The organism is Prescottella sp. R16, from assembly GCF_030656875.1.
Taxonomy (GTDB): domain Bacteria; phylum Actinomycetota; class Actinomycetes; order Mycobacteriales; family Mycobacteriaceae; genus Prescottella.
In genome coordinates this window covers 1855213-1880632 of record NZ_CP130943.1, presented here as the reverse complement: position 1 = coordinate 1880632, position 25420 = coordinate 1855213, and the positions used below count along the sequence as shown (strand labels likewise).

Here is a 25420-nt window from a genome sequence, read left to right as displayed (position 1 = left end):
GAGCCTAACGCCCACGGCGCCGCGACACCGCACCAGCCGCGTGCCGGGTGGCAGAATTCATGGCGACACGGCGGCCCCACTGCGAGCGTCCCGGTGTGCCGTCAGGAATCCTGGGAGCACCATGAGCGAGACGCCGACGCCCACTCCCTGCCATCCGCTGCGGCGGTGCGGGCAGGTCGTCGGCCGTACCGCGTCGAAGGCGTGGGACGACTCGATCTTCGGGAAGGCGGCGACCGCCGCGTTCTGGCAGACACTGTCGCTGCCGCCGCTGCTGCTCGGCCTGCTCGGCAGTATCGGATACGTCGGCGGATGGTTCGGCCCGAACACCATCGAGATCATCCAGTCGAAGATCGTCACGTTCAGCCGCACCGTGTTCAGCGAGAACGTGGTGGACCAGATCATCGCGCCGACGGTCACCGACGTGCTGATGCGGGGGCGGCCGGAGCTGATCTCGTTGAGTTTCCTGCTGTCGTTGTGGGCGGGGTCGTCGGCGATCTCGACGTTCGTCGACTCGATCGTGGAGGCGCACGGGCAGCAGGACGCCCGGCATCCGGTGTGGCAGCGCGTGTTCGCGTTGCTGCTGTACGTCGGGTTCCTGGTGATGTCGGTGTTCACGCTTCCGCTCGTGGCGCTGGGGCCCACGATGATCGGGCGGGTGCTACCGGAGCCGTGGCGGGAGGTGGGCACCGATCTGGTGGACGCCTTCTACTACCCGGCGGTGGGGTTGCTGCTGCTGGTGGGGCTCACGACGCTGTACAAGGTGGCGTTGCCCCGATCGCTGCCGTGGCATCGGCTGCTCGGTGGGGCGCTGCTCGCCGGCGTGTTCTTCATGGCGGCCAGCACGATCCTGCGCTGGTATCTGACCTGGGTGGCCGAGACCGGCTACACGTACGGGGCGCTCGCCACACCGATCGCGTTCCTGCTGTTCACGTTCTTCCTCGGGTTCGCGGTGGTGCTGGGCGCCGAATTCAACGCGACCGTCCAGGAATTCTGGCCGGCCCGCGCGACCCGGATGGAGCAGGTCCGCGACTGGATCGCCGCACAGACCGCCCTCGACGCGTCCGAGGACGCCGGTCGTGTGACGAACCTGACCCGGCGGCTGGCCACCGGGCCGATCCGATTCGGCACGGAGAAGACCTCGTCCGAGTCGCCGTCGGACGAAGCTTCCCCCGACGGCGACACCGACACACCGGAGACGTCCTGCGAGGATCAGTCGCCCTTGCGCAATCCGTCGTAGATCTTCTTGCATTCCGGGCACACCGGCGAGCCGGGCTTCGCCGACTTGGTGACCGGGAAGACCTCGCCGCACAACGCGACGACGTGCGTGCCCATCACGGCGCTCTCGGCGATCTTGTTCTTCTTCACGTAGTGGAAGAACTTGGGGGTGTCGTCGTCGGTGGTCTCGTCCGTGGTGGTGTCGGGACGTTCCTTCGTCAAGGTGCTCACCCCACCAATAATGCCGTACCGCACAGACCGTGGTACCGCGTGTGCATTCGACGACCGAGAGTGCAACAGTGGAGACCATGGGAAGAACATCGGGGTTCGGCGACGACGTCGAGAGCGGTACACCCCGCCACCCGGCACTGATCACCGAGGCCGCACAGTCCATCGACGAGCAGCATCGGGCCCGGGTCAAGAAGTATCTGACGATCATGTCGTTCCGCGTTCCGGCCCTGGTTCTCGCGGCGATCGCGTACGGCGCGTTCGGCAACGCGTGGATCTCCGTCGGCATCATCGCGGCGTCGGTTCCGCTGCCGTGGATCGCGGTCCTCATCGCGAACGATCGACCCCCACGGTCGAAGGACGAACCGAGCAGGTACGACAGGCGTGACGAGGCGCGCGCCCTCGAGGCCCGTAACCACCGCACCATCGAGGGTTGACGGTTCCCGGCTGCAACAATGCAGTCGTGAACCGTGATCTTCTGCTGTCCGCGTGTGGCCCGCTACGGGAGGCGCTGACGCGCGCCCGCTACGACATCGATTCGATCGTCGACCTCATCGGGGCCGACGCGCATGCCGCGCTGAGCCGCCACGAGCCGGTGCCCGCGCGGCGCGCGAGCCGCTCCGGTGGCGATCTCGGGCAGCTGATCCGTCTGTTCCTGCTCGACGACGACTGCCCCGCCGACGGGGTCGCCGCCGCGCTGCACCCATTGGACCTGGACACCGCCGTCGCGGCCGGGCTGGTGTCGCGGGACGGTGACACGGTGCGGGCCGAACTGGATCTGCGGCCGCTCGATCTGGGGACCGGGAACCGGTGGGCGTTGTCGGATCTGGACGGGTCGCTGCGGCCCCGCGCCACCGCGGACGATCACGTGATCGGTGTCGGTGAAGCGTCGATGACGCTGCTGCGCGGCACTCCGACCGCTCCGGCCGGCACGGTCCTGGACGTCGGTACCGGCTGCGGCATCCAGGCACTGCGGGCCGCCGACTACGCGGGAACGGTGACGGTCACCGACATCAACCCGCGGGCTCTGACGTTGACCGCGGCGACAGCGGCACTGAACGGGCTGGATTTCGAGATCCTCGAGGGATCGTGGTTCGAGCCGGTCGCGGGACGCCGATTCGAACGGATCGTGGCGAATCCGCCGTTCGTGGTGGGTGAAGCGAAGGTCACGCACTCGTACCGGGACTCCGGCCTGGATCTCGACGGCGCCAGTGAGCTGATGATCTCGAACGCGGTGGACCACCTGGTGCCGGGTGGTACCGCGGCGATGCTGGCGTCGTGGCTGCACGTCGACGGCGAGGACTGGCGCCATCGGGTGGCCTCGTGGCTGCCGGCGCACGGGGTGGACGCGTGGATCGTCCAGCGGGACGTCGCCGACCCGGCGCTGTACGTGGGGACGTGGCTGCGCGACGGTGGCGCGGATCCACGCGATCCGGCGACGGAGGCACGGGCGAACGCATGGCTCGACCATCTCGAGGAGGCCGGTGTCGACGGCATCGGGTTCGGGTTCGTGTACCTGCGGCGGACGGATGCGCCGTCGGACATCCTGTGCGAGGACCTGCGGCACGGGTTCGAGGATCCGCTCGGCGACGAGGCCCTCGCCTACTTCGAGCGACTCACCTGGCTGCGCGACCACGATGTGCTGACCGCCCGGTTCACGGTGCGCCCCGACACCGCACTCGAGCGGGTGTATCTGCCGGGCGAGGACGGTTGGAGCCAGGTGGTGGCGCGCGTGCACCGTGGCGGCGGGCCGCAGTGGCAGCACGACGTCGACGATCTGGCGGCGTCGCTGCTCGCGGGAATGCGGGCGGACGGGCTGCCGTTGGAGGAACTGCTCACGTTGCTCGCGTTCGCGAACGGTGAGGACGAGGACGAGCTCGCCGCGGCGGCGGTGCCGCTCGTGCACGCGCTGGTGCGGCACGGGCTGATCGAACCGGTCCGATAGGCCACCTGCGGGGCGTGTTCCCGGTCGGTTCCCCGACGCAGGCTTCTCAGGAACTTCTCAGGGGAACGAGAACGAAACCGCTGGTCACAGGCGGTCGACACGGGTAGCGCCGGGGAACTTTCCGGGGCCGTCGAAGCGTTGAGCCTTATGAGACACGCCGACGAGGAGGCCCGTCATGACAAGCCCCACCACCACTCGCACCCGTATCGCCCCGTCCGATCTGGACAGCCAGAGCCCGGCCGCGGATCTCGTTCGCGTCTACCTGAACGGGATCGGCCGCACCGCCCTGCTGACCGCAGCGGACGAGGTCGATCTGGCGCGGCGCATCGAGGCAGGTCTGTACGCCGCTCACGTACTCGCGACGAAGAAGCGGCTCACCGCGGTGAAGAAGCGGGATCTCGCCACGATCGTGCGTGACGGTGAGGCGGCGCGACGCCACCTGCTGGAGGCCAACCTGCGCCTGGTGGTGTCGCTCGCGAAGCGCTACACGGGCCGTGGGATGCCGCTGCTGGATCTGATCCAGGAGGGCAACCTGGGCCTGATCCGGGCGATGGAGAAGTTCGACTACGCGAAGGGCTTCAAGTTCTCGACGTACGCGACGTGGTGGATCCGGCAGGCCATCACCCGCGGCATGGCGGACCAGTCCCGCACGATCCGGCTCCCCGTCCATCTCGTCGAGCAGGTCAACAAGTTGGCCCGGATCAAGCGGGAACTGCACCAGCAGTTGGGCCGCGAGGCCACCGACGAGGAACTGGCCGCCGAGTCCGGTATCCCGGAGCACAAGATCGCGGACCTGCTCGATCACAGCCGTGATCCGGTGAGCTTGGACATGCCGGTCGGCAGCGACGAGGAGGCCCCGCTGGGCGACTTCATCGAGGACTCGGAGGCGACGTCGGCGGAGAACGCCGTCATCGCGGGTCTGCTGCACAGTGATGTGCGCAGTGTCCTCGCCACCCTCGACGAGCGTGAGCAGCAGGTCATCCGGCTGCGCTACGGCCTCGACGACGGCCAGCCCCGCACGCTCGACCAGATCGGCAAGCTGTTCGGTCTCTCCCGCGAGCGGGTCCGGCAGATCGAGCGCGAGGTGATGGGCAAGCTGCGTCAGGGTGAACGGGCCGACCGCCTGCGCGCCTACGCCAGCTGAGCTGCCCCGTCACCGGCACTGTCCTCCGGCCGGGTACGGCACCCTCCCCCTCGGGTGCCGTACCCGGCCGGTTCCGTCTCTCCCGGGTGTGGTGTGGGAATCACCACTCCCGCAGTCGGCGCGGCCCCAGGTCGACGGTGCTCGGTTCGGGTCCGATACGGACGCGGGCGTCGGTGACCTGAGCACCCTCCGCCGACGCCAGCACCGGCTCGCACGCGAGCGAACGCACCTCAGGAATGTCGTCGGCGAGCGCCGACACCCGCTGCACGAGGTCGACGAGCGCCTTCTTGTTCACGGGGGCCGCACTGCGGTAGCCGGACAGCAGCGGCGCCGCCTTGGGGGCGTCGATCAGTTCCGCCGCCTCGTCCTCGGTGAGCGGCAGCACCCGATAGGCGCGGTCGCCGAGCAGGTCGGAGATGACTCCGGCCAGACCGAACGAGATCAGTGAACCGAACGACGGGTCGTCCTGCACGCCGACGACGCACCCGATGCCCTTGGTGGCCATCTTCTGCACGTGCAGCAGCGGCTCCCCCGACATGGCGGCCAGGCTGCGGTAGGCCGCCCGGACGGCGTCCGGGCCGCCCAGGTCGAGTCGGACGCCGCTGAGGTCGGGTCGGTGCCGCCACTGCTCCCCGGTCGCCTTGACCGCGACCGGGTAGCCGAGCGCGTCGGCCGCTTCGACCGCCTCGTTCTCGGTGGTGGCGGACGAGAACTCGACGACGTGGACGCCGTAGCACGCGAGCAGTTGCGCGGCCTCGACGTCGGACAGCCAGCGCCCGTCGGATGCGGCGAGCCACCCGCGGACCAGGTTCCGGGCCCGGTCCGGGTCGATGCCGCCGGGGCGCACCACCTTCGACACCGGCCGGCTGCGCCATGCCGCGTACCGCCAGGCCCGGGCGAGGGCGAGGGCCGCCCGTTCCGGGCCGGGGAACGACGGGACCGACCCGCGCGCCGGGTATCCGTTGGCGTCGCGGACCGCCAGCACGTCCGGGATGCCCTCGGTGGCCAGGAAGGTGGTCAGGACCGGCTTGTCGGTACCGGTGACGGCTTCCCGCAGCGCCTGCGCGTACGGCTCGACGGTGACCGCGACGGGGGGCGCGAACACCGCGATGACGGCGTCGACGTCGGCGGAGGCGAGCGCGGTGGACACCGCGTCCGCGAACACGTCCGGGGTGGCCTGCGCACCGAGGTCGACGGGGTCGCCCACGTGCAGGCCCTCGCGGCGGGCCGCGTCGGCGGCGAGGAGTCCGAGGGCCGACGAGTTGCCGACGACGGCGACCCGGGGGCCCGTCGGCAGCGGCTGGTAGCCGAACAGCATCGCGCAGTCGAACAGCTGCGAGATCGACCCCACCTGCACGACACCGGCCTGTTCGAACAGGGCCCGCACGATCGAGTCGTCCATCTCGGGTCCGACACCGGTCGCGGCGAGGGCCGGAGGTACGGCGTGCCGACCGCTCTTGACCGCCACGATCGGCTTGTTGCGGGCCACCCGGCGGGCGATGCGGGAGAACTTGCGGGGGTTGCCGAAGCTCTCGAGGTACAGCAGGACGACCTCGGTCTCGGGGTCGGTGTCCCAGTACTGCAGCAGGTCGTTGCCGGAGACGTCGGCGCGGTTGCCGGCGGAGACGAACGTCGACAGGCCCAGTTGCCGTTTCGCGGCCTGATCGAGGATGGCGATGCCGAGGGCGCCGGACTGGCAGAAGAAGCCCACCTTGCCGGGCTCGGGCAGTACCGGCGCCAGGGTCGCGTTGAGGGAGACCGTGACGTCGTTGTTGGCGACGCCGAGCGCGTTCGGGCCGATCAGCCGCATACCGTGGGCCCGGGCCGCGTGCACGAGCCGGCGTTCGGAATCGCGTCCGGGCGCACCGGTTTCACTGAAACCGGCGGACACCACGACGAGCGCCTTGACGCCTTTGGCGAGGCAGTCGTCGAGGACGGCGTCGATCGATTCGGCGGGGACCGCGACCACCGCGAGGTCGACGGGGTCCGGGATGTCGCGGACCGTGGGGTAGGCGCGGACGCCGCGGACCGAGCGGTGCTCGGCGTTGACCGGGTACACCGGACCGGTGAAGTTGCCCCGCAGCAGGTTCACCAGGACTGCGTTGCCGACCTTGGAGCTGTCGGTGGAGGCGCCGATCACCGCGACGGAGCGGGGGCTGAGAACGTTGCGGACGCTGCGGGCCTCGGCGGCCCGTTCCCGGGAATTGCGCACCGACAGCAGCGCTTCGGTGGGGTCGATCGCGAATTCGAGTCGCAGGACACCGCCGTCGAAGCTGCGGCTGACCTGGTATCCGGCCTCCCGGAACACCGACACCATGTTGCGGTTCTCGGCGAGGACCTCGGCGACGAACATGGTCAGGCCGTTCTCGGCGGCGGCGCCGGCGAGGTGCTCGAGCAGGATCGGGCCGAGTCCGCGGCCCTGATGCGAGTCGGCGACGACGAACGCCACCTCCGCGGACCGGCCGTCGCCGATGTTGCGGAGCCTCTCGTAGCGTCCGACGGCGATGATCTCGTCGCCGAGGACGGCGACGAACGCGACCCGGTCGTGGTGGTCGACGGTCGTGAAGTTCACGATGTCGCGTTTCGACATCGTCGGGTAGGGGCCGAAGTAGCGCAGGTAGCGGGTGCGCTCGGACAGCTTCCCGTGGAAGGCGACGAGCTTCTCGGCGTCCTCGGGGACGATCGGCCGCAGGTGGACGACACCGCCGTCGGAGGCCAGGACGTCCGCGAGCCAGTGCCGTGGGAAGTCGCGGGCCCGGTCCTCGACCGGAGCGGCGGGGTTCCTGGCGCTGTCGGGGGCGGTGTCGTCAGTCACGAGGGTCCTCCGGGTCGAGTCCGAGTAGCGGGAAGGTGGCGCGGCGGGTCGCGGCGATCGAGGCGTCGATGCGGGTGAGTGCCCGATCCAGTGACGCCACACCGGTTTCCGGGGTAGTGCCCGGCCCCTCCCAGTGCAGGTAGCCGACGTCTCCGCCCTCCCCCATCGTGGTGGGCAGTGCGATGCTCGGGGCGATGGCGCGGGCCTTGGCCCGCCACTGCTCCGGTGTCGCGGTCGCGGGGTCGATCTCCCGGTCGAGGGCGGTGGCGATCAGATGGGTCCACGAGCGTGGCACCACCCGGACGAGTCCGTAGCCGCCGCCGCCGACGGCGAGCCAGCGGCCCTCGGCGTACCGGTCGGCGAGGTCGCGCATCGCCAGGTAGGCGGCGCGTTGCCCGTCGACGGTGAGTGCGAGGTCGGCGAGTGGGTCCTCGCGGTGGTTGTCGGCGCCGCACTGGCTGATCACGATCTGTGGCCGGAACGCCGCGACCGCGGCCGGGACGACGGCGTGGAAGGCGCGGAGCCACAGTGCGTCCCCGGTGCCGGGCAGCACCGGCAGGTTGACGGCGGTGCCCTCCGCGGCCCCGGAACCGATCTCGCTCGACCAGCCGGTGTTGGGCCACAGGGTGGCCGGATGCTGGTGCACGGACACGGTCAGCACGCGGGGGTCTCCGAGGAACGCGTGCTGGACGCCGTCGCCGTGGTGGGCGTCGATGTCGATGTAGGCGATGCGGTCGAAGCCGTGGTCGAGAAGCCAGGAGATCGCGATCGCGGCGTCGTTGTACACGCAGAATCCCGACGCCCAGTCGGGCATCGCGTGATGCATGCCGCCGCCGATGCTCACCGCGCGGCGGGCTCGGCCGGACGCGATCTCGCGCGCCGCGGCCAGGGTGCCGCCGGCGAGGACGGCGCTGGCCTCGTGCATGTGCTCGAAGATCGGGTTGTCGTCGTTGCCGAGTCCGTGCCGGGCCGCGATCTCCGGGGGCAGTTCGTCGGCGGTCTCCGAGCCGGCGCGTTTGACGGCGGCGATGTAGGCGGGGGTGTGGATGCGCAGCAGGTCGGTGTCGGACGCCGCGTCCGGCCGCACGATCTCGGCTCCCTCGACGAGACCGAGGCCGGTGGCCAGATCCATCGTCAGCTCCAGCCGGGTCGGATTCATCGGGTGTTGTGGGCTCCAGCGGTAACCGAGGTACTCCGGACTCCACACCACGACACGGTCGGTTCCGGACGCGGCGTTCCCGGGTGCGAGATCTGTCGGCGCGGTCATGCGCTCACGCTACTGGGCGCGGCGTACACGAGGCGATGTGCCGTACCGACGCGCCTTCTCACCGAGCGGGACCTTCGTCCCTGTTCTCCCGGTAGAATCGCTCGCGACGAAGGGGTGTGAGAGTGAAGGATCTGGTCGACACCACGGAGATGTATCTCCGGACGATCTACGACTTGGAAGAAGAGGGGATCATCCCTCTTCGAGCACGGATCGCCGAACGGCTCGAGCAGAGTGGCCCGACGGTGAGCCAGACCGTGGCCCGCATGGAGCGGGACGGCCTGGTGCAGGTGGCCGGGGACCGGCACCTGCGGTTGACCGAGAAGGGCCGCGGCCTCGCGGTCGCCGTGATGCGCAAGCATCGGCTCGCCGAGCGTCTGCTCGTCGACATCATCGGTCTCGACTGGGACCAGGTGCACGCCGAGGCGTGCCGCTGGGAGCACGTGATGAGCGAGGACGTCGAACGACGTCTGGTGGAGGTGCTCAAGAACCCGACCACCTCCCCCTACGGGAACCCGATTCCGGGGCTCGCGGAGCTGGGTCTGGATCGGCCCGCCGGCGAGGCGGAGACCCTGATCCGGCTCACGGAGGTGCCGGCCGGCAAGCCGACGGCCGTCGTGGTCCGGCGCCTGGCCGAGCATGTGCAGTCCGATCCGGAACTGATCGGTCAGCTCCGTGCGGCGGGCGTGGTGCCCGATGCTCGGGTTACAGTCGAGACCAGGCCCGGTTCGGTGACGATCACCGCGTCCGGCCACGACGAATTCGACCTTCCCGAGGAAATGGCCCACGCCGTTCAGGTGAAGCAGGTCTGACGCCTCGCTCGCCGGTTGCGGCGAGCGAGGAGACAAGCGGTGAGACTTCTGGTGACCGGCGGTGCCGGCTACGTGGGTAGCGTGTGCAGCACGGTTCTACTCGAACGCGGTCACGAGGTCGTCGTGGTCGACGACCTGTCCACCGGTAATGCCGACGCGGTGCCTGCGGGTGCCGAGTTCGTCGAGGGTGACGTGGCCGCCGTCGCCGGATCCGTTCTCGGATCCGGCGGCGGCGCACCGCGTTTCGACGGCGTCCTGCATTTCGCGGCGCAGTCGCTGGTCGGCGAGTCCGTCGAGAAGCCGCAGCAGTACTGGCAGGGCAACGTCGTGACGACCCTCGCGCTGCTCGACGCGATGCGCGAGTCCGGGACGTCGCGTCTGGTGTTCTCGTCGACCGCCGCGACGTACGGGGAACCCGAGCGCACCCCGATCACCGAGGACGATCCCACCCGTCCCACCAATCCGTACGGCGCCACCAAGCTCGCGATCGATCACGCGATCACGTCGTACGCGCACGCGTACGGTCTCGGTGCGACGAGCCTGCGGTATTTCAACGTTGCCGGCGCGTACCGGGGTGCCGGCGAGAACCGGGTCGTGGAGACGCATCTCATTCCTCTCGTGCTGCAGGTCGCTCTCGGCCAGCGCGAGAAGATCTCGGTGTTCGGCACCGATTGGCCCACCTCGGACGGCACCGCGGTCCGCGACTACATCCACGTCCTCGACCTGGCGGAGGCGCATCTGCTGGCGTTGGAGTCGTCACAGCCGGGCAGCCACCGCATCTACAACCTGGGCAGCGGCGCCGGGTTCACTGTCCGCGAGGTCATTTCGGCGTGCCGGCGGGTGACGGGACTGCCGATCGCGGCGGAGGACGCGCCGCGCCGCGCGGGTGATCCGGCGGTACTCATCGCGTCGAGCGACCGGGCGATCGCCGAGTTGGGCTGGCGTCCCGCGCACACCGACCTCGACGAGATCGTCGCGGACGCGTGGACGTACCTGCAGGCACTCGGCGACCGGTCACACGCCGCCCGACGGTAGCGGGGTCATCGGCGGCAGGGCGATACCGAGGTCACCGGCGATGTCGTGACCGAGTTCGGCGAGTTCGCGCAGCGACGTGGGTCGGATACCGGCCTGCAGTGCCCGGTCGAGGAGGGCCGCGAGTCCGTGGCACGGGTCGGCGGCCAGTGCGGCACCGAGCGCGACCCCGGCCAGCGGGCCGTCGCCGCGGGCGTACGCGCTGTACCCGAGCAGTGCGAGCGGTTCGGCCCGTTCCGGGTCGGGTAGGACCCGTGCCAGGTGGATCCACAGTTGTTCGGCGGCGTCGGCCTGCTCCCCCAGAGCGAGGGCCAGGACGGCGTCCCGGACGGCGGTGATCTCGAGTGCGAGAGCCAGTTCCGCGGTCGCGGGTCCGTCCGGTTCGTCGCCCGCCTCGAGTTGGGCGATCCGGGCCAGCACGGTGTCGAGTCCGGCCCGCTCGACCGTGGTCCGGTCCGCTGCGGCACGGTTGAGGGCCGTGGCCTGGACCCGGCGTTCCCGGGCGTCGTCGATGCGGTCGGCGATCCGGTCCCGTACCGCCGGCGCGGCGGGCGCGACCAGTGCTTCGATCTCGTTGCGAGAGGCGCGGATCGCCCGACCGCCCACCACCTGCGCGACGGCGACCTCCGACGACCCCGGGTCGGGCAGGGTGCCCCCGTGTCCGCCGCCGAGGTCCCACCACGGCGCACCGGCCACGATCCTGGGGCACACCAGCACCTGTCCGAGTTCGATATCGCTGCGCCACAGCAGGTTCGAGAATTCGTCGACGAGCAGGCGGTGTCGGGCCAGATCTGTGGGGTGCGGGCGGGCGGGCAGCCGGTCGTCGATCATGAGGACGAGGACCCGGTCGGCGCCCTCCCGGTCGGCGACTCCCGCGAACTGGGCGAGCACGAGGTCCATCGGAGGGGCGATCCGGTCGCCGTCCCCGAGTTCGAGGTCGTGCCGCATCACCGCACCGACCCCGGTACCGGTGAAGCACACCGCCACGAGCGAGCGGTGCGGGTGGAAACCGAGCAGGGCGGGTACCGCACTGATCAGGGTGCCGGGGTCCGAGATCCGCACCACGGTGCGCTCCGGGTGGTCCGGGTCGAACGATCCCGGCGTGGGTGGTTGCGAGAACGGTGAGGTCGTCATGCCCCGAGCGTTCCCCGCACCTCTGCCGATCCCACGGCCGTGACCTGGGCTTTCGGAAAACCTGTGGAGGAACGCTCCGGCTGTGGACAACCCGCCGTCCACGGCCGTGGCGGCGCCGGACCTGTCGGGGCCGGCTGCTAGCGTGCCGCGCTCACCCGGGCGAGTGCGGCCGTGAACAGTTCGTCGACGGCCGTCGTATCGAGGTTGGCGGCCCCCTGATCACTGCCGAACGACATCGCCGTCGCCTGTACCCGCACGTCCCCGATCTGCCCGAGCAGCGTGAGCATCGACTGGGTGACGGCCCGGTCCACGTTTCCGGAGGTCACGGTCCGGCGCAATGCGAGGGTGGCGTCGGCGTCGGCCGGGGGCGGCGGCGTCAGCACGGTGGTGACGGTGGCGTCCACCCCGTTGTGGGACGTGGTCACCGTCGGGCACTCGGTGAGCTGTGCGGCCAGCTCCGCGAGGGGCGTCCGGGTGCGCACGAGTTCGACGGTGACGGTGGCGCGGCTCGCGGCGTCGGTGCCGACCACCATGGCGGTGCCGTCGGGCCCGTAGTCCTGGGCGGGTGGTTTACAGCCGGCCGGGTCGACCCGTGCACCCGGTGGGACACCCGTCAGATCGGGGGCGGCCTGCGCGACGGCCGACGGCGGCAGGACGATCGCCCGGTACGGCTCCGGGAACGCCGACGCGTCGACCAGCAGATCGCCGAGCGGCCCGGCTGCGGGGTGGTCGACGGGCCGGGGCGTGCCGACGACGCCGGACGAGCACGCTGCCGCGGATCCGGTGGCGAGCAGCACCGCCACCGTGGCGAGCACGGGCAGCGCCCGGCCGCGCACTGTCGACGTTCTGCGGTGCAGGGCCATCACCGTCCCCTTCCCGTGCGGCCGTCGACCCGTTCCCCGACAGCGTGGCACACCCGCATCGCACACCGCCGGTTTCCGTGCGCGGACGCCGGTGGTGGACACTGGAAGCTGACGTTCGTAAGGAAGGGAGCCGTCATGGACGAGCAGTCGAAGATGTACGAGCTGGAGTTCCCGGCGCCGCATCTGTCCTCCGCCGACGGCCTGGGACCTGTTCTGGTGCACGGTCTCGAGGGGTTCTCCGACGCCGGTCACGCCGTGAAGCTGGCCACGAAGCATCTGCGGGAGAGCCTCGAGACGGAGCTCGTGGCGTCGTTCGCGGTGGACGAACTGATCGACTACCGGTCGCGGCGGCCGACCATGACGTTCAAGGCCGACCACTTCTCCGATTTCGATGCCCCGAAGCTGGAGTTATACGCGCTGCGCGACACCGCGGGCACCCCGTTCCTGCTGCTGGCCGGTCTGGAACCGGATCTGCGCTGGGAGCGGTTCACCACGGCGGTGCGGCTGCTCGCCGAGCAGCTGGGGGTGCGTCGGACCATCGGCATCAACGCGATCCCGATGGCGATCCCCCACACTCGCCCGTCGAGTGTGACCGCGCACTCGACGAACCGGGAGTTGATCGAGGATCACCATCGCTGGTCGGGTGAACTGCAGGTGCCGGGCAGCGCGTCGTCGCTGCTGGAGTTGCGGATGAGCGAGCACGGCCACGAGGCGGTCGGGTTCTCGGTCCACGTCCCCCACTACCTCGCGCAGACCGACTATCCGGCGGCCGCCGAGACGCTGCTCGAGAACGTGATGGAGATCGCGGATCTCGAGCTGCCGCTCGCCGCGCTCGGTGAGGCGGCGGCGCGGGTGCGGGAACAGATCGACGAGCACATCGCGTCGAACGAGGAGGTGCAGCAGGTGGTGCGGGCCCTCGAGAACCAGTACGACTCGTACGTGGCCGCACAGGAACAGCAGTCGACGCTGCTGGCCACCGACGCCGATCTGCCCAGCGGCGACGAGCTGGGCGCCGAGTTCGAACGGTTCCTGGCCGAGCAGTCCCGGCTGGGCGACACCGATACCGGCACCGGCGACACGGGTTCCGGCGAACCCGGGAACTGACCGACCCGATCCCCGGCGGCAGGTCGGGCGTCCAGGTATCGTCGAAAAGCGAGACCTGTCCGTTATCGAACGGCTGTTCCGGCAGCATCTGGAGGCGACATGAGCGACCCCCGTACGCGTGCGCTCCGCCCGGTTCCCGACACCGAACCCCAGTTGGTGTTCCGGACGATCCACGGTTACCGGCGTGCGTTCCGCATCGCCGGCAGCGGTCCTGCGGTCCTGCTGCTGCACGGGATCGGCGACAACTCGTCGACGTGGAGCGAGATCATTCCGCACCTCGCGGAGAACCACACCGTCATCGCACCCGATCTGCTGGGACACGGGCGTTCCGACAAGCCGCGCGCGGACTACTCGGTCGCCGCGTACGCGAACGGGGTGCGGGATCTGCTGTCGGTGCTGGGCATCGACACGGTGACCGTCGTCGGGCATTCGCTCGGCGGCGGGGTCGCGATGCAGTTCGCGTACCAGTTCCCGCAGATGGTGGAACGGCTGGTGCTGGTGTCGACCGGCGGCGTCACGAAGGACGTGCATCCGCTGCTGCGCCTGGTGTCGGTGCCGGTGGTCAACGAGATGCTCAAGCTGCTGCGGGTGCCGGGGGCGATGACCGCGGTCCGGGCGGCCGGCGCGGTCGTCGCCCGCATCCACGGGTCGCCGCTGCGCCCGGGGGCGATGCTGCACGACACCCCGGATCTCGTGCGGGTGCTCGGGGACCTGCCCGATCCGACGGCGTACGAGGCATATCTGCGGACGCTGCGTTCGGTCGTCGACTGGCGCGGCCAGGTCGTCACGATGCTGGACCGCAGTTATCTGACGGAGAACCTTCCGGTGCAGGTGATCTGGGGCGCCCAGGATTCGGTGATCCCTGTCGCGCACGCGCATCTGGCGCATTCGGCGATGCCTGGTTCGCGGCTCGAGATCTTCGCGGACGCCGGGCATTTCCCGTTCCGGGACGAGCCGATCCGGTTCCTGAGCGTTCTCGAGGACTTCCTGGCGTCGACGACACCGCTCGAGTTCGATGCGGACCGCTGGCGCACCCTGCTGATCGACGGCGTCGGCGAGGCCGACATCACCGGCAGCCCCGAGACCCGGATGGCGGTGCTGGGCGCGATGGGATCCGACGAGCGCAGCGCCACGTGACAGAGCTGTCGGCGCGAGCCTCTAGCCTGTAACAGTGCTGCTACCCGAACTCCTCCCCCCGTCCACCGACTCCGGCGACGTCGACCCCGACGCCCTGTTCGACGCCTTCACGTCGTGGACGAGCGACCGCGGCCTGCAGCTGTATCCGGCGCAGGAGGAAGCGCTCATGGAGCTGGTGTCGGGGGCGAACGTCATCCTGGCCACCCCGACCGGGTCGGGGAAGTCGATGGTCGCCCTGGGCGCGCACTTCTTCGCGCTCGCCGAAGGCCGGCGGACGTTCTACACGGCACCGATCAAGGCCCTGGTGAGTGAGAAGTTCTTCGCCCTGTGCGAGGTGTTCGGCGCCGACAACGTCGGCATGATGACCGGGGACGCGTCGGTGAACTCGTCGGCACCGATCATCTGCGCGACCGCGGAGATCGTCGCGAATCTGGCGCTGCGGGAGGGGCCGGGATCGGACATCGGCCAGGTCGTGATGGACGAGTTCCACTTCTACTCCGAACCCGATCGGGGCTGGGCGTGGCAGGTGCCGCTCATCGAGCTGCCGAACGCGCAGTTCCTGCTGATGTCGGCGACCCTCGGAGACGTCAGCCACCTCTGCAAGGATCTCACCCGTCGCACCGGACGCCCGACGACGGAGGTGTCGGGAACGGAACGTCCGGTGCCGCTGCACTTCTCGTATTCGCAGACCCCGATCGGCGAGGAGATCGAGGAACTCGTCACCACGCATCAGGCGCCGGTGTACGTCGTGCACTTCACGCAGGCGGCGGCCCTCGAGCGGGCGCAGGCGCTGACGAGCGTCAACATGTGTTCCAAGGAGGAGAAGGCCGCGATCGCCGAGGCCATCGGCGCGTTCCGGTTCACCACCGGGTTCGGCAAGACCCTGTCGCGGCTGGTGCGGCACGGGATCGGCGTCCACCACGCCGGCATGTTGCCGAAGTACCGGCGGCTCGTCGAACGGCTCGCGCAGGACGGCCTGCTCAAGGTCATCTGCGGCACCGACACGCTGGGGGTCGGTATCAACGTGCCGATCCGCACGGTGCTGCTGACCGGGTTGACGAAGTTCGACGGCACCCGCACCCGGCAGCTCAAGGCCCGCGAGTTCCATCAGATCGCCGGGCGCGCCGGCCGCGCCGGCTACGACACGTTCGGCAACGTCGTCGTGCAGGCGCCCGAGCACGAGATCGAGAACGTCCGGGCTCTCGCGAAGGCCGGGGACGATCCGAAGAAGCGCCGGAAGGTGCAGCGCAAGAAAGCCCCCGAGGGGTTCGTGTCGTGGGGTGAGGGCACGTTCGAGAAGATCGTCGCCGCCGAACCGGAGCCCCTGGTGTCCCGGTTCTCGGTGAGCAACTCGATGCTGCTCAACGTGATCGCCCGCCCCGGTAACGGGTTCGAGGCGATGCGGCACCTGCTCGAGGACAACCACGAGCCGCGGCCCGCGCAGCGCAAGCACATTCTCAAGGCGATCCGCCTGTACCGGGGCCTGTTGCAGGCGGGGATCGTCGAACAGCTCGACGAACCCGACGAGGACGGCCGGTTCGCCCGGCTGACCGTGGATCTGCAGCGGGACTTCGCGCTCAACCAGCCGCTGTCGCCGTTCGCGCTGGCCTCGCTGGAACTGCTCGACCCCGAATCTCCGTCGTACGCACTCGACGTGGTGTCGGTGATCGAGTCGACGCTCGACGATCCGCGGCAGATCCTCATGGCGCAGCAGCACGCGGCGCGCGGCGAGGCGGTCGCGGAGATGAAGGCCGACGGGATCGAGTACGAGGAGCGGATGGAACTTCTCGAGGAGATCACGTGGCCGAAGCCGCTGTCCGACATCCTGTTCCCCGCGTTCGAGCTGTACCGCGAGGGGCATCCGTGGATGAACGAGTTCACGCTGTCGCCGAAGTCGGTGGTCCGCGACATGATCGAGCGGTCGATGACGTTCTCCGAACTCGTGAGCCACTACGGGCTGGCCCGCTCCGAGGGACTGGTGCTGCGGTACCTCGCGGACGCGTACCGCGCTCTGCGGCAGACGGTTCCGGCCGACGCGCGCACCGAGGAGATCGAGGACCTCATCGAGTGGCTGGGTGAGCTGATCCGCCAGGTCGATTCGAGCCTGCTCGACGAGTGGGAGCAGCTCACCGATCCGGGCGTCGAATCCGACGACCAGCAGGTCGCGTTCGGTGCGGACACGCCGCGCCCGGTCACCGCGAATCCGCGTGCCTTCAAGGTGATGGTGCGCAATGCGATGTTCCGGCGTGTCGAACTGGCGTCGCGGCAGCGGTGGGACGAGCTCGCCGAGCTCGGTGACGGTCTCGACGCCGACGACTGGTCCGATCTGCTCGAGCTGTACTTCGACGAGCACGACGAGATCGGCACCGGCCCGTCCGCGCGCGGCCCGCTGCTGTTCCAGGTGACCGTCGAGCCGACGCTGTGGCGGGTCCGTCAGGTGCTCGAGGATCCGAACGGCGACCACGGCTGGGCACTGCTCGGCGAGGTCAACCTCGCCGAATCCGACGCCGCCGGCGAGGTGGTCTTCGACGAGTTCGAGGTCGCCGAGGGCTGAGCGGCGGTATTGTTCCCCCATGTCGGACATAGTGATCGGGATTCTCGCCGTCGTGATCGGCGCCGTGTTCTGTTTCCGGGGTGTGGTGGCGATGCGGTTCGTCATCGCGCTGTGGGGAGCGTTCGTCGGCCTGGCTCTCGGTGCCGGGCTGGTGTCGGCGGTGACCGGGGACGGGGTGTTCGCCACGGCGCTCGGCTGGATCGTCGGCGTCCTCGTCGCGGTGCTGTTCTCGCTGCTGGCGTACCTGTACTACGCGGTTGCGGTGACGTTGGCGATGGCGTCGGTCGGCTTCGTTCTCGGTTCGGCGGCGATGGCGGCGCTCGGTGTCACCTGGAACTGGGTCGTCGTCCTCGTCGGAGTGCTCGTGGGTATCGCCCTGGCGGTCCTGGCGTTGGCGGCGAATCTGCCGGCGCTCCTGCTGGTGGTGGTCAGCTCGTTCGGTGGGGCGACTGCCGTGACCGCGGGCGTCATGTTGCTGGTCGGCACGATCGACACCGCCGACTTCGACCGCGGCACCCTCACCGAGACGATCTCCCACGACTGGTGGTGGTACACCCTCTACATCGTCCTGGTCGTCGCCGGACTGCTCGCCCAGATCGGCATGCTCGGGCGGGAGCGCACGCTGCGCGACCAGTGGCAGCCGGTTCCTGCTGCATAGCCCCACCACAGCACTGCGGGCGGTTGCTGTGCCGTTCCCCGAGAGGAACGCGCAGCAACCGCCCGCAGTGCGTCGTATCGGCCGCTTCTACCCCTTGAACGGCCCGGAGTTGCGTTCGCGGCGGTTGGACGCCTCCCGCTTCGCGGCCTGCTGCTCGCGGATCCGCTTGTCCTCCTTGCGCACCTCGACGAGATTGGCGCGTTCGGCGGCGAGCCAGTCCGGCTGGTCGGCGAGCAGGGCGTCGATCTGTTCGGTGGTGAGGGCCTCGGTGACCCCGCCGCGGGCCAGCCCGGCAATGGAGACACCGAGCTTCGCGGCGACCACGTCCTTGGGGTGCGGACCGTCCTTGCGGAGTGCGACGAGCCACTCGGGCGGGGTGGCCTGCCACTCGTTCAGCTCGTCGCGCGAGACCACGCCGGCCTGGAACTCGGCGGGGGTGGCCTGGAGGTACACACCCAGCTTCTTGGCCGCGGTGGCGGGCTTCATCGTCTGGGGAGTCTTCTGCGACGTCATACGTCAAGGGTAACGAGCATGCGCGGCGCGGCTGCACTCGCCGCTGCGGGTAGCCTGACCGGGTGACCGAGGCGACCGATCCCCCACCGTTCCGGCTCGCGTACGTCCCCGGTGTCACCCCCGCGAAGTGGGTCCGCATCTGGGGTGAACGCCTGGCCGACACCCCGCTCGAGCTGGTGGCCGTCGACGCCGTCGACGCCACGGTCGCCCTGCGCGACGGCCGCGCCGACGTCGCCCTGCTGCGGTTGCCGGTCGACCGCGACGGGCTGAGCGCGATTCCCCTGTACGACGAGGTGCCGGTCGTCGTCGTCCCGAAGGATCACGTGTTCACGGCCGCCGACGAGATTGCGCTCAGCGATCTCGCGGACGAGCTCGTGCTCGATCCGCTCGACACACCCCTGGTGTGGGACGCATTGCCCGGCCGGGCCGCGAACGATCGCCCCGCCACCACCGCCGACGCGATCGAACTGGTTGCCGCCGGGGTCGGGGTGCTCGTCGTCCCGATGTCGCTGGCACGGCTGTACCACCGCAAGGATCTGACCTACCGGCCCGTCGCCGGGGCCCCCGAGTCCCGGATCGCGCTGTCGTGGCCCGAGGACCGCACCACCGATCTCGTCGAGGAGTTCATCGGGATCGTGCGTGGCCGCACCGCCAACAGTTCCCGCGGCCGAAACCCGCACGAAACCCCGAAGACCAAGGGCGCCAAGGTGTCCCGGGAAGCCAAGACCACCAAGGCCCCGGCCCCGCGACGCGGCGGCACACCGTCCGGGAAGCCCGGTAGGCCGGGAGCCAAGAGCAAGCCGGGCGGACGCAGACGGCGCTGACGGCCGTCACGACTCGGCGTGCACCACCTCCACCGGCGCGACGTCCCGCAGGATCTGTGCGAGGTGCCGGTAGCCGTCGGCGCGTCCGCTCGAGCCGCGGAAGACGAGTCCGATGGTGCGTCCGGGGGCGGGTGAGGCGAAGTGCGCGGTGGCGAGGTCGCCGCGGCGGGTTTCGACGTCGACGGCCGACGCCGGGACCAGGGTGGCGCCCAATCCGCCTGCGACGCACTGCACGACGGTGGCGAGCGATGTCGCGCGGGTGTCCCGGGACTGCGGGTAGGCGTCGACGGACCGGCACAGGTCCAACGTTTGATCACGGAGGCAGTGGCCCTCGTCGAGCAGCAGCAGGGGCAGTTCGTCGAGGACCCGCAGCGGCAGGTCGTCACGCCCCGCCATCGGATGCCCGCCGGGGAGGACGATCACGAATTCCTCGGTGTACAGGGGAATTTCGACGAGCCCTTGCACCTCGGACGGCAGCGCCATCACGGCGACGTCGAGTGTGCCGACACGCAGTGCGTCGAGAAGTCGGGCCGTCTGGTCCTCGACGACCTGCGGCACGAGTGCGGGCATGTCGCGGCGCAGCGCGGGCAGCAGGCCGGGGAGCACGTACGGCGCGACGGTGGGGATGAGCCCGATCCGCAGGGGCCCGGCGAGGCCGTCGCCCACCCCGGCCGCGGCGGAGACGAAGCCGTCGGCGGCGTCGAGGACGAGTTTCGCCCGGGCGAGGAGGTGTTCACCGTCGGCGGTGACGAGGACGCGGCGGGTGCTGCGTTCGATGAGCTGCACACCGAGACCGTTCTCGAGGGACGCGAGCGCCTGCGAGAGTGTGGGCTGGCTCACATTCAAACGTGCTGCGGCGGTTCCGAAGTGGCGATATTCGGCCACCGCGACAAAGGCACGCAGCTGTGACAGTGTCGGTTGATAAGTCCCATCAGCCATGCCTATCAGTGTAGTGCCACCTATCACCTTTACCTTTTGAAGGGTTTGGGGCACTATGGAGTGCATACCGCAAGAACGCAGGTCGTCCGGCACGACTGGACCCGCTCGCGGTACTCGAGATGTTCACTTTCACGTAGGAGGACGACACATGGCTCTGCTGACCATCGGCGACCAGTTCCCGGCTTACAACCTGACCGCCGTGATCGGTGGCGACCTGTCCAAGGTCGACGCCCAGCAGCCCGACGACTACTTCACCCAGGTCACCAGCGACGACTACGCCGGCAAGTGGCGCGTCGTCTTCTTCTGGCCCAAGGACTTCACGTTCGTGTGCCCGACGGAGATCGCCGCGTTCGGCAAGCTGAACGACGAGTTCGCGGACCGCGACGCCCAGGTGCTCGGCGCCTCGGTCGACAACGAGTTCGTGCACTTCCAGTGGCGTGCCCAGCACGAGGATCTCAAGACCCTCCCCTTCCCGATGCTGTCGGACCTCAAGCGTGAGCTGGCCGAGGCCACCGGCGTCCTGAACGCCGACGGTGTCGCGGACCGCGCCACCTTCATCGTCGACCCGAACAACGAGATCCAGTTCGTGTCGGTCACCGCCGGTTCCGTGGGCCGCAACGTCGACGAGGTCCTGCGTGTCCTCGACGCCCTGCAGTCCGACGAGCTGTGCGCCTGCAACTGGAAGAAGGGTGACCCGACCATCGACGCCGGCGCCCTGATGTCCGAGGGAGTCTGACAGTGAGCATCGAGAACCTGAAGAACTCGCTGCCCGAGTACGCGAAGGATCTCAAGCTCAACCTCAGCTCGCTGGCCCGTTCGACCGAACTGACCGAGCAGCAGCTGTGGGGCACGTTCCTCGCGTCGGCCGCCGCCACGAAGTCGGCGACCGTGCTGAAGGAGATCGCGGAGGAAGCCGCCGACGTACTGTCGGCGGAGGCCTACAACGCCGCGCTCGGTGCCGCGTCGATCATGGGCATGAACAACGTCTCCTACCGTGCCAAGAGCTTCCTCGGTGACGAGTTCGCTCAGGTGCGGATGGGGCTGCGGATGAACATCATCGGCAACCCGGGCGTGGAGAAGGTCGACTTCGAGCTGTGGTCGATGGCCGTGTCCACGATCAACGGCTGCCACGACTGCACCGCCGCGCACGACGCCGTCGTCCGCAAGGAGGGGCTCACCAAGGAGCAGGTGTGGGAGGCCGTCAAGGTCGCCGCCACCCTCTCCGGTGTCGCCCAGGCGATCGTCGCGAACGAGGTTCTCGCGAACGCCTAGATCCTCGGATCGTCACGGAAGGGCCCCCGACACACGGTGTCGGGGGCCCTTCCCTTTTCGTCTCGCGGGATAGCCTGGGCACCATGACGATCGAGGTCTCCGTGGTGCGCGTGTTCACCGACGACGACGGAGAGCACGGCAACCCGCTCGGCATCGCGCCTGCCGATGCGGTGCCGGACGACGCCGACCGGCAGGCACTCGCGAAGCATCTGGGGTTCAGCGAGACGGTGTTCGTCACCGACCCCGCCGACGGCACTGCGGCCGTCCGCATCTTCACGCCGGCCACCGAACTGCCGTTCGCCGGGCACCCGACCGTCGGTGCCGCGTGGTGGCTGCGCGAGCAGGGACACGACATCGCGGCCCTCGACACGCCCGCCGGCCGGGTGGACACCCGCGTCCGGCACGGGGCGACGTGGGTCCGCGCCCGACCGGAGTGGGCACCGGAGTTCGCGTTGCATCCCATGCTGCACGTCGACGACGTCGTCCACGCCCATCCCCGCGACTACCCGTCCGGGCCCAACTATCTGTGGGCGTGGGAGGACGAGTTCGAGGGCCGTATCCGGTCCCGCATGTTCGCGCCCGATCTCGGCATCACGGAGGACGAGGCGACCGGGGCCGCCGCCGTCCGGATCACCGCCCACCTGCGCCGGTCGTTGCTGATCCGACAGGGTCACGGGTCGCACATCCGCACCGTCTTCGGTGACGACGGCTGGGTCGAGGTGGGCGGGCTGGTGCGACCCGAACGGACGATCCGCGTCTGACGCGGCCGACGGCCCCGCCGGGAATGCATCCCTGCGGGGCCGTCGAGCATCGACCTCGGATCAGAGGGACAGGGTCTGTCCCGGGAAGATCAGGTCGGCGTTCTGGACCTGGGCGGCCAGGTTCGCCAGCGACACACCGTGGTTCGCGGCGATCTGCGACAGGGTGTCGCCGAGCTGGACGACGTAGGAGGAGCCGCCGAGCGCCTGGACGGGCGCCGACTCGGCGATCTGGCCGGCAGCCTGCTGGATCGGCGTCTGCGCGACGGGGGCGGGCGCGGCGATGGGCTCGGACACGTCGGAGACGCCCGAGGTGAGGTACTGGCCGCACACGGGCCACGCGCCGACGCCCTGGCCGGCGAGAACGTTCTCGGCGACGCGGATCTGCTCGGCCTTGCTGGCGTTGTGGGCGCTGCCCGAGCCGCCGTAGGCCTCCCAGGTGCTCTGCGAGAACTGCAGGCCACCGTAGTAGCCGTTGCCGGTGTTGATCGCCCAGTTGCCGCCGCTCTCGCACTGTGCGACGCCGTCCCAGTTGTGGCCGGCAGCGTTCGCCGCGCCCGTGCTCAGGGCCATCGGAACGGCGGCGAGGGCGGCGGTGGCGGCGACGGCGCCGAGGGCGCGCTTGGGGGTGAAGCGGGTCATTCGGATGAATCCTCTCCTTGCCGCCGGCAGACGGGCTCGTCTCGTATCGCACTCCAGTCGAGCGTGGACGCGGGGACGAGCGTGGTCCGTCGCACTCCTGTTCCGGGGAAGTTGGTTGCGTCCGACCTGCGGAACAGGATGTGGCGGTAGCGGGTCGGCGGTGCCCGGTGGTTTCGGGCTGTCCCGACCGTAGGTGACGGTCACGGAAAGGTCACGACGCGTATTTTCGGCACGACCGTACCGATCCCCTCCCCGAATGACGCCGTTTACGCAGCGTCACTCGGCGTGTCCGCAAGTCGACAGACCGCCCGTTATTCATCCGTTACGTGACAATAGACACATCTCAGGTGTGGCCCGGGCCACCGGATCACGGGCGTCGGGCAGCCCCGGCCGCCAGATCGGCGCGGCTCAGGACGACCTCGATCTCGTCGCCCAGCACGACACCGGGCGCGAGCGGCAGCCGGTCACCACTCCAGAACCTGCCCGGGTCGTACCAATTGGTGCGCCGCTCGGACGTGAGCAGACCCATCGCCTCGTACGTGGACGCCACCACCTCCGCGCAGTAGGCGCTCTCCAGGCCGGCCCCGGACACTCTCGTGCGCCTCCGCAACAAGGACGTCGCCCGGGGCAGCCGACCCCCGAACCAGCGGGACGCCAGCCGGGCGGTCGACGGGAACGGCGTGCCGTCGAGGCGGGCGATCGTCCGCATCAGCGCGTCCTCCTGCTCCCGGGTGACCGGCTGCGCGAGCTGTCGCAGCCACGCCCGCTGGCCGTACCGTCCACCCCACACCTGCACCGCGGCCCGCAGATCGTGCAACTGGACGCCGCGCTGAAATCGCCCGGTCCACATGTCGGGCAGCGATTTCCCCAGCTCGGCATGCCACATCAACGGCGGCAGATCGTCCAGCACCACCGCCGTCCCGACATGGTTGACGGGACTGTTCGTGAGCGTCCGGATGGCGCGATCCGCCCCCGAGCTGCCACGGAAGATCCAGATGTCGCCGGTACGGGTGGACTCGACGGCCTCGTCGAGGCTCATCCGGGATGCGTGCTCGGACCGGTTCATACCCTTAGGTTAGAGCGATGGCCTTCGATTCCAGGACGCTGTGGAAGCTGCTCGGACTCGCCGGTGCCGTCGGCGTCGCCGCGACCGGCGCGGTGGCGGTGCGCGCCGAACGCGCCCGCCGCGCCTACACCCCCGACGAGGTTCGTGATCGCCTGCACACCCGGTACGCGCAGGCGTCCGCCGCAGCCGACCGCCCCACCATCCCGCTCGAGACGCCTACCCGAGCGCGGCGCGGACGCCGGCTGCCATGGCGGCGACCTGGTCGTCGGTCATGACGAACGACGGGGAGAACTGCATGGCACCCTGACCGGCGGCGCGGCCGGAGATGCCGTGCTCGCGCAAGGTCTTCACGAAGGGCGCGGCTTCTGCCGGGTCCGCCAGTTGGACGGCGGCGACGGCGCCGAGCCCGCTGCGCACCTCCGCGACGCGGGGATGGTCGGCCAGCGGCGACAGGTGTTCGTGCAGTGACGTTTCGAGTCGCTTCGATTCGGCGAGCAGGTCCTCGCGTTCGAGGATGTCGAGGTTCGCCATCGCGGCGGCGGCCGCGCCGGCATGGCCGCCGTACGTGTAGCCGTGCCGCCACCACACTCCCCCACCGAAGAACGGTTCGGCGACCCGCGGCGCCACGAACAGCGCGCCCATCGGGAGATAGCCGGACGTGAGTCCCTTCGCCGTGGTGACCATGTCGGGGTCCAGGTCGAAACGGGTGGAGGCGAACCACTCGCCACCGATACGGCCGAAGCCGGTGACGACCTCGTCGACGACGAACAGGATGTCGTGCTCACGGCAGATGTCGCGCACCTCGGTGAGGTACCCCGCGGGCGGTGGGTAGATGCCGCCGGCGCCGATGATCGGTTCGCAGAAGAACGCGGCGATCCGGTCGGCGCCCTCGCGTTCGATCAGCTCGAGCAGGCTCTTCGCCTCGTCCCATTCGACGGTGCGGGCGTCGGGCATGAACTCGCCGTCACCGTAGCCCTCCCGGTTGCCGGGGATACCGGCCAGCGCGGTCCCGGCGACGTGCATGCCGTGGTACGCCTTCTCCCGGCCGACGATCAGCCGCTTCGACGGCCGGCCCGTCTCGGCCCAGTAGCGGCGGGCGAGCTTCGCGGCCGAATCCACCGAATCGGAACCACCGGAGGTGAAGAACACCTTCGAGCCCGGCACCGGCGCGATCTGCGCGAGCCGGTCGGCGAGGGCCGCGGTCACATCCGGGGTGAAGTCCCCGAAGGTGGAGAAGTGCGCCACCTTCGACAGCTGGGCGGCGACGGCGTCGGCGATCTCGGTGCGCCCGTGCCCGACGTTGGTGAACCACAGTCCCGCGGTGGCATCGAGGTATCGGGTGCCGTCGGTGTCCCAGATGTAGGCGCCCTCACCACGACTCACGACGAATGCGCCGTCACGGTGCACCGCACCCATGTCCGCGAACCCGTGCCACAGTGCTCCGCCCATCCGAGCTCTCCTTCTCCGGTCGAATCACCTCTGCCGCGACTATGCCACGGTG

General features: G+C 69.8%; 25 protein-coding genes. 15 read left to right on the top strand and 10 right to left on the bottom strand.

Annotation, left to right across the window (positions count from 1 at the left end):
• Positions 1-121: 121 nt before the first annotated feature.
• Positions 122-1237, top strand: a complete 1116-nt coding sequence (locus Q5696_RS08900) for a YihY/virulence factor BrkB family protein (protein ID WP_305094814.1) — start codon at positions 122-124, stop codon at positions 1235-1237.
• Here the strand turns inward: Q5696_RS08900 and Q5696_RS08895 are convergent.
• The gene (locus Q5696_RS08895; RefSeq protein WP_005513641.1) at positions 1210-1446 is read right to left on the bottom strand and encodes a DUF3039 domain-containing protein; all 237 of its coding nucleotides are present in this window, start codon (positions 1444-1446) and stop codon (positions 1210-1212) included. The genes Q5696_RS08900 and Q5696_RS08895 overlap by 28 nt on opposite strands.
• Positions 1447-1523: 77 nt before the next feature.
• Between Q5696_RS08895 and Q5696_RS08890 the strand changes: the two genes are divergently transcribed.
• The 3 genes from Q5696_RS08890 (at position 1524) to Q5696_RS08880 (ending at position 4532) form a co-directional block, all read left to right on the top strand.
• Complete coding sequence (locus Q5696_RS08890; protein ID WP_305094813.1) at positions 1524-1880, top strand: DUF3099 domain-containing protein; 357 nt, start codon at positions 1524-1526, stop codon at positions 1878-1880.
• A 26-nt stretch (positions 1881-1906) separates the two neighbouring features.
• On the top strand, positions 1907-3388 hold the full coding sequence (locus Q5696_RS08885) for a DUF7782 domain-containing protein (RefSeq protein ID WP_305094812.1): 1482 nt from the start codon (positions 1907-1909) through the stop codon (positions 3386-3388).
• 175 nt (positions 3389-3563) lie between these two features.
• On the top strand, positions 3564-4532 hold the full coding sequence (locus Q5696_RS08880; protein ID WP_305094811.1) for a sigma-70 family RNA polymerase sigma factor: 969 nt from the start codon (positions 3564-3566) through the stop codon (positions 4530-4532).
• Positions 4533-4632: 100 nt separating this feature from the next.
• On the opposite strand, the gene Q5696_RS08875 is transcribed toward Q5696_RS08880, so the two are convergent.
• Positions 4633-7347, bottom strand: a complete 2715-nt coding sequence (locus Q5696_RS08875; RefSeq protein WP_305094810.1) for a bifunctional acetate--CoA ligase family protein/GNAT family N-acetyltransferase — start codon at positions 7345-7347, stop codon at positions 4633-4635.
• Positions 7340-8614, bottom strand: coding sequence for an acetoin utilization protein AcuC (locus Q5696_RS08870; protein ID WP_305094809.1), 1275 nt, complete (start codon positions 8612-8614; stop codon positions 7340-7342). The genes Q5696_RS08875 and Q5696_RS08870 overlap by 8 nt, the downstream gene beginning before the upstream one ends.
• A gap of 122 nt (positions 8615-8736) precedes the next feature.
• Here Q5696_RS08870 and Q5696_RS08865 point away from each other — a divergent pair, with 122 nt between their 5' ends.
• Together Q5696_RS08865 and galE are read left to right on the top strand one after the other, a co-directional pair.
• Entirely contained in the window at positions 8737-9423 is a 687-nt protein-coding gene (locus Q5696_RS08865; RefSeq protein WP_305094808.1) for an iron-dependent transcriptional repressor DtxR, read from the top strand.
• A gap of 39 nt (positions 9424-9462) precedes the next feature.
• A complete protein-coding gene (galE, locus tag Q5696_RS08860; protein WP_305094807.1) occupies positions 9463-10458 on the top strand; it encodes a UDP-glucose 4-epimerase GalE in 996 nt (331 codons plus the stop codon).
• On the opposite strand, the gene Q5696_RS08855 is transcribed toward galE, so the two are convergent.
• Both Q5696_RS08855 and Q5696_RS08850 read right to left on the bottom strand, forming a co-directional pair.
• Positions 10438-11589 carry a DUF4192 domain-containing protein gene (locus Q5696_RS08855; RefSeq protein WP_305094806.1) on the bottom strand — a complete coding sequence of 384 codons (1152 nt, stop codon included), beginning with the start codon at positions 11587-11589 and terminating at the stop codon, positions 10438-10440. The two genes, galE and Q5696_RS08855, sit on opposite strands and share 21 nt — an antisense overlap.
• 137 nt (positions 11590-11726) lie before the next feature.
• Positions 11727-12452 (bottom strand): sensor domain-containing protein, encoded by a 726-nt coding sequence (locus tag Q5696_RS08850; protein WP_305094804.1) that lies wholly within the window; start codon positions 12450-12452, stop codon positions 11727-11729.
• A gap of 135 nt (positions 12453-12587) precedes the next feature.
• On the opposite strand from Q5696_RS08850, the gene Q5696_RS08845 reads away from it, so the two are divergent.
• The 4 genes from Q5696_RS08845 (at position 12588) to Q5696_RS08830 (ending at position 17905) form a co-directional block, all read left to right on the top strand.
• Positions 12588-13556: a proteasome assembly chaperone family protein gene (locus tag Q5696_RS08845; protein ID WP_305094803.1), complete on the top strand. Its 969-nt coding sequence runs from the start codon at positions 12588-12590 to the stop codon at positions 13554-13556.
• 99 nt (positions 13557-13655) lie between these two features.
• Positions 13656-14693: an alpha/beta fold hydrolase gene (locus Q5696_RS08840; RefSeq protein WP_305094802.1), complete on the top strand. Its 1038-nt coding sequence runs from the start codon at positions 13656-13658 to the stop codon at positions 14691-14693.
• 34 nt (positions 14694-14727) lie between these two features.
• Positions 14728-17247 (top strand): DEAD/DEAH box helicase, encoded by a 2520-nt coding sequence (locus tag Q5696_RS08835; protein ID WP_305094801.1) that lies wholly within the window; start codon positions 14728-14730, stop codon positions 17245-17247.
• Positions 17248-17266: 19 nt separating this feature from the next.
• A complete protein-coding gene (locus tag Q5696_RS08830; RefSeq protein WP_305094800.1) occupies positions 17267-17905 on the top strand; it encodes a TM7S3/TM198-like domain-containing protein in 639 nt (212 codons plus the stop codon).
• Positions 17906-17992: 87 nt separating this feature from the next.
• Here Q5696_RS08830 and Q5696_RS08825 read toward each other — a convergent pair whose 3' ends face one another.
• On the bottom strand, positions 17993-18418 hold the full coding sequence (locus tag Q5696_RS08825) for a DUF5997 family protein (protein WP_305094799.1): 426 nt from the start codon (positions 18416-18418) through the stop codon (positions 17993-17995).
• Positions 18419-18480: 62 nt separating this feature from the next.
• Here Q5696_RS08825 and Q5696_RS08820 point away from each other — a divergent pair, with 62 nt between their 5' ends.
• Positions 18481-19242, top strand: coding sequence for a LysR substrate-binding domain-containing protein (locus Q5696_RS08820; protein ID WP_305094798.1), 762 nt, complete (start codon positions 18481-18483; stop codon positions 19240-19242).
• Between the two features lie 6 nt (positions 19243-19248).
• Here Q5696_RS08820 and Q5696_RS08815 read toward each other — a convergent pair whose 3' ends face one another.
• Complete coding sequence (locus Q5696_RS08815) at positions 19249-20181, bottom strand: hydrogen peroxide-inducible genes activator (protein WP_305094797.1); 933 nt, start codon at positions 20179-20181, stop codon at positions 19249-19251.
• 148 nt (positions 20182-20329) lie between these two features.
• Here Q5696_RS08815 and Q5696_RS08810 point away from each other — a divergent pair, with 148 nt between their 5' ends.
• The 3 genes from Q5696_RS08810 (at position 20330) to Q5696_RS08800 (ending at position 22214) form a co-directional block, all read left to right on the top strand.
• Positions 20330-20917, top strand: a complete 588-nt coding sequence (locus Q5696_RS08810) for a peroxiredoxin (protein ID WP_305094796.1) — start codon at positions 20330-20332, stop codon at positions 20915-20917.
• Between the two features lie 2 nt (positions 20918-20919).
• On the top strand, positions 20920-21453 hold the full coding sequence (gene ahpD / locus Q5696_RS08805; protein ID WP_305094795.1) for an alkylhydroperoxidase, AhpD family: 534 nt from the start codon (positions 20920-20922) through the stop codon (positions 21451-21453).
• A gap of 83 nt (positions 21454-21536) precedes the next feature.
• On the top strand, positions 21537-22214 hold the full coding sequence (locus Q5696_RS08800) for a PhzF family protein (RefSeq protein WP_305094794.1): 678 nt from the start codon (positions 21537-21539) through the stop codon (positions 22212-22214).
• 60 nt (positions 22215-22274) lie between these two features.
• On the opposite strand, the gene Q5696_RS08795 is transcribed toward Q5696_RS08800, so the two are convergent.
• Positions 22275-22853: a transglycosylase family protein gene (locus Q5696_RS08795; RefSeq protein ID WP_305094793.1), complete on the bottom strand. Its 579-nt coding sequence runs from the start codon at positions 22851-22853 to the stop codon at positions 22275-22277.
• A 367-nt stretch (positions 22854-23220) separates the two neighbouring features.
• On the bottom strand, positions 23221-23919 hold the full coding sequence (locus tag Q5696_RS08790) for a hypothetical protein (protein ID WP_305094792.1): 699 nt from the start codon (positions 23917-23919) through the stop codon (positions 23221-23223).
• A gap of 17 nt (positions 23920-23936) precedes the next feature.
• Here Q5696_RS08790 and Q5696_RS08785 point away from each other — a divergent pair, with 17 nt between their 5' ends.
• Positions 23937-24194 (top strand): hypothetical protein, encoded by a 258-nt coding sequence (locus Q5696_RS08785; protein ID WP_305094791.1) that lies wholly within the window; start codon positions 23937-23939, stop codon positions 24192-24194.
• Here the strand turns inward: Q5696_RS08785 and Q5696_RS08780 are convergent.
• Positions 24136-25368 carry an aminotransferase family protein gene (locus Q5696_RS08780; RefSeq protein WP_305094790.1) on the bottom strand — a complete coding sequence of 411 codons (1233 nt, stop codon included), beginning with the start codon at positions 25366-25368 and terminating at the stop codon, positions 24136-24138. The two genes, Q5696_RS08785 and Q5696_RS08780, sit on opposite strands and share 59 nt — an antisense overlap.
• Positions 25369-25420: the final 52 nt, after the last annotated feature.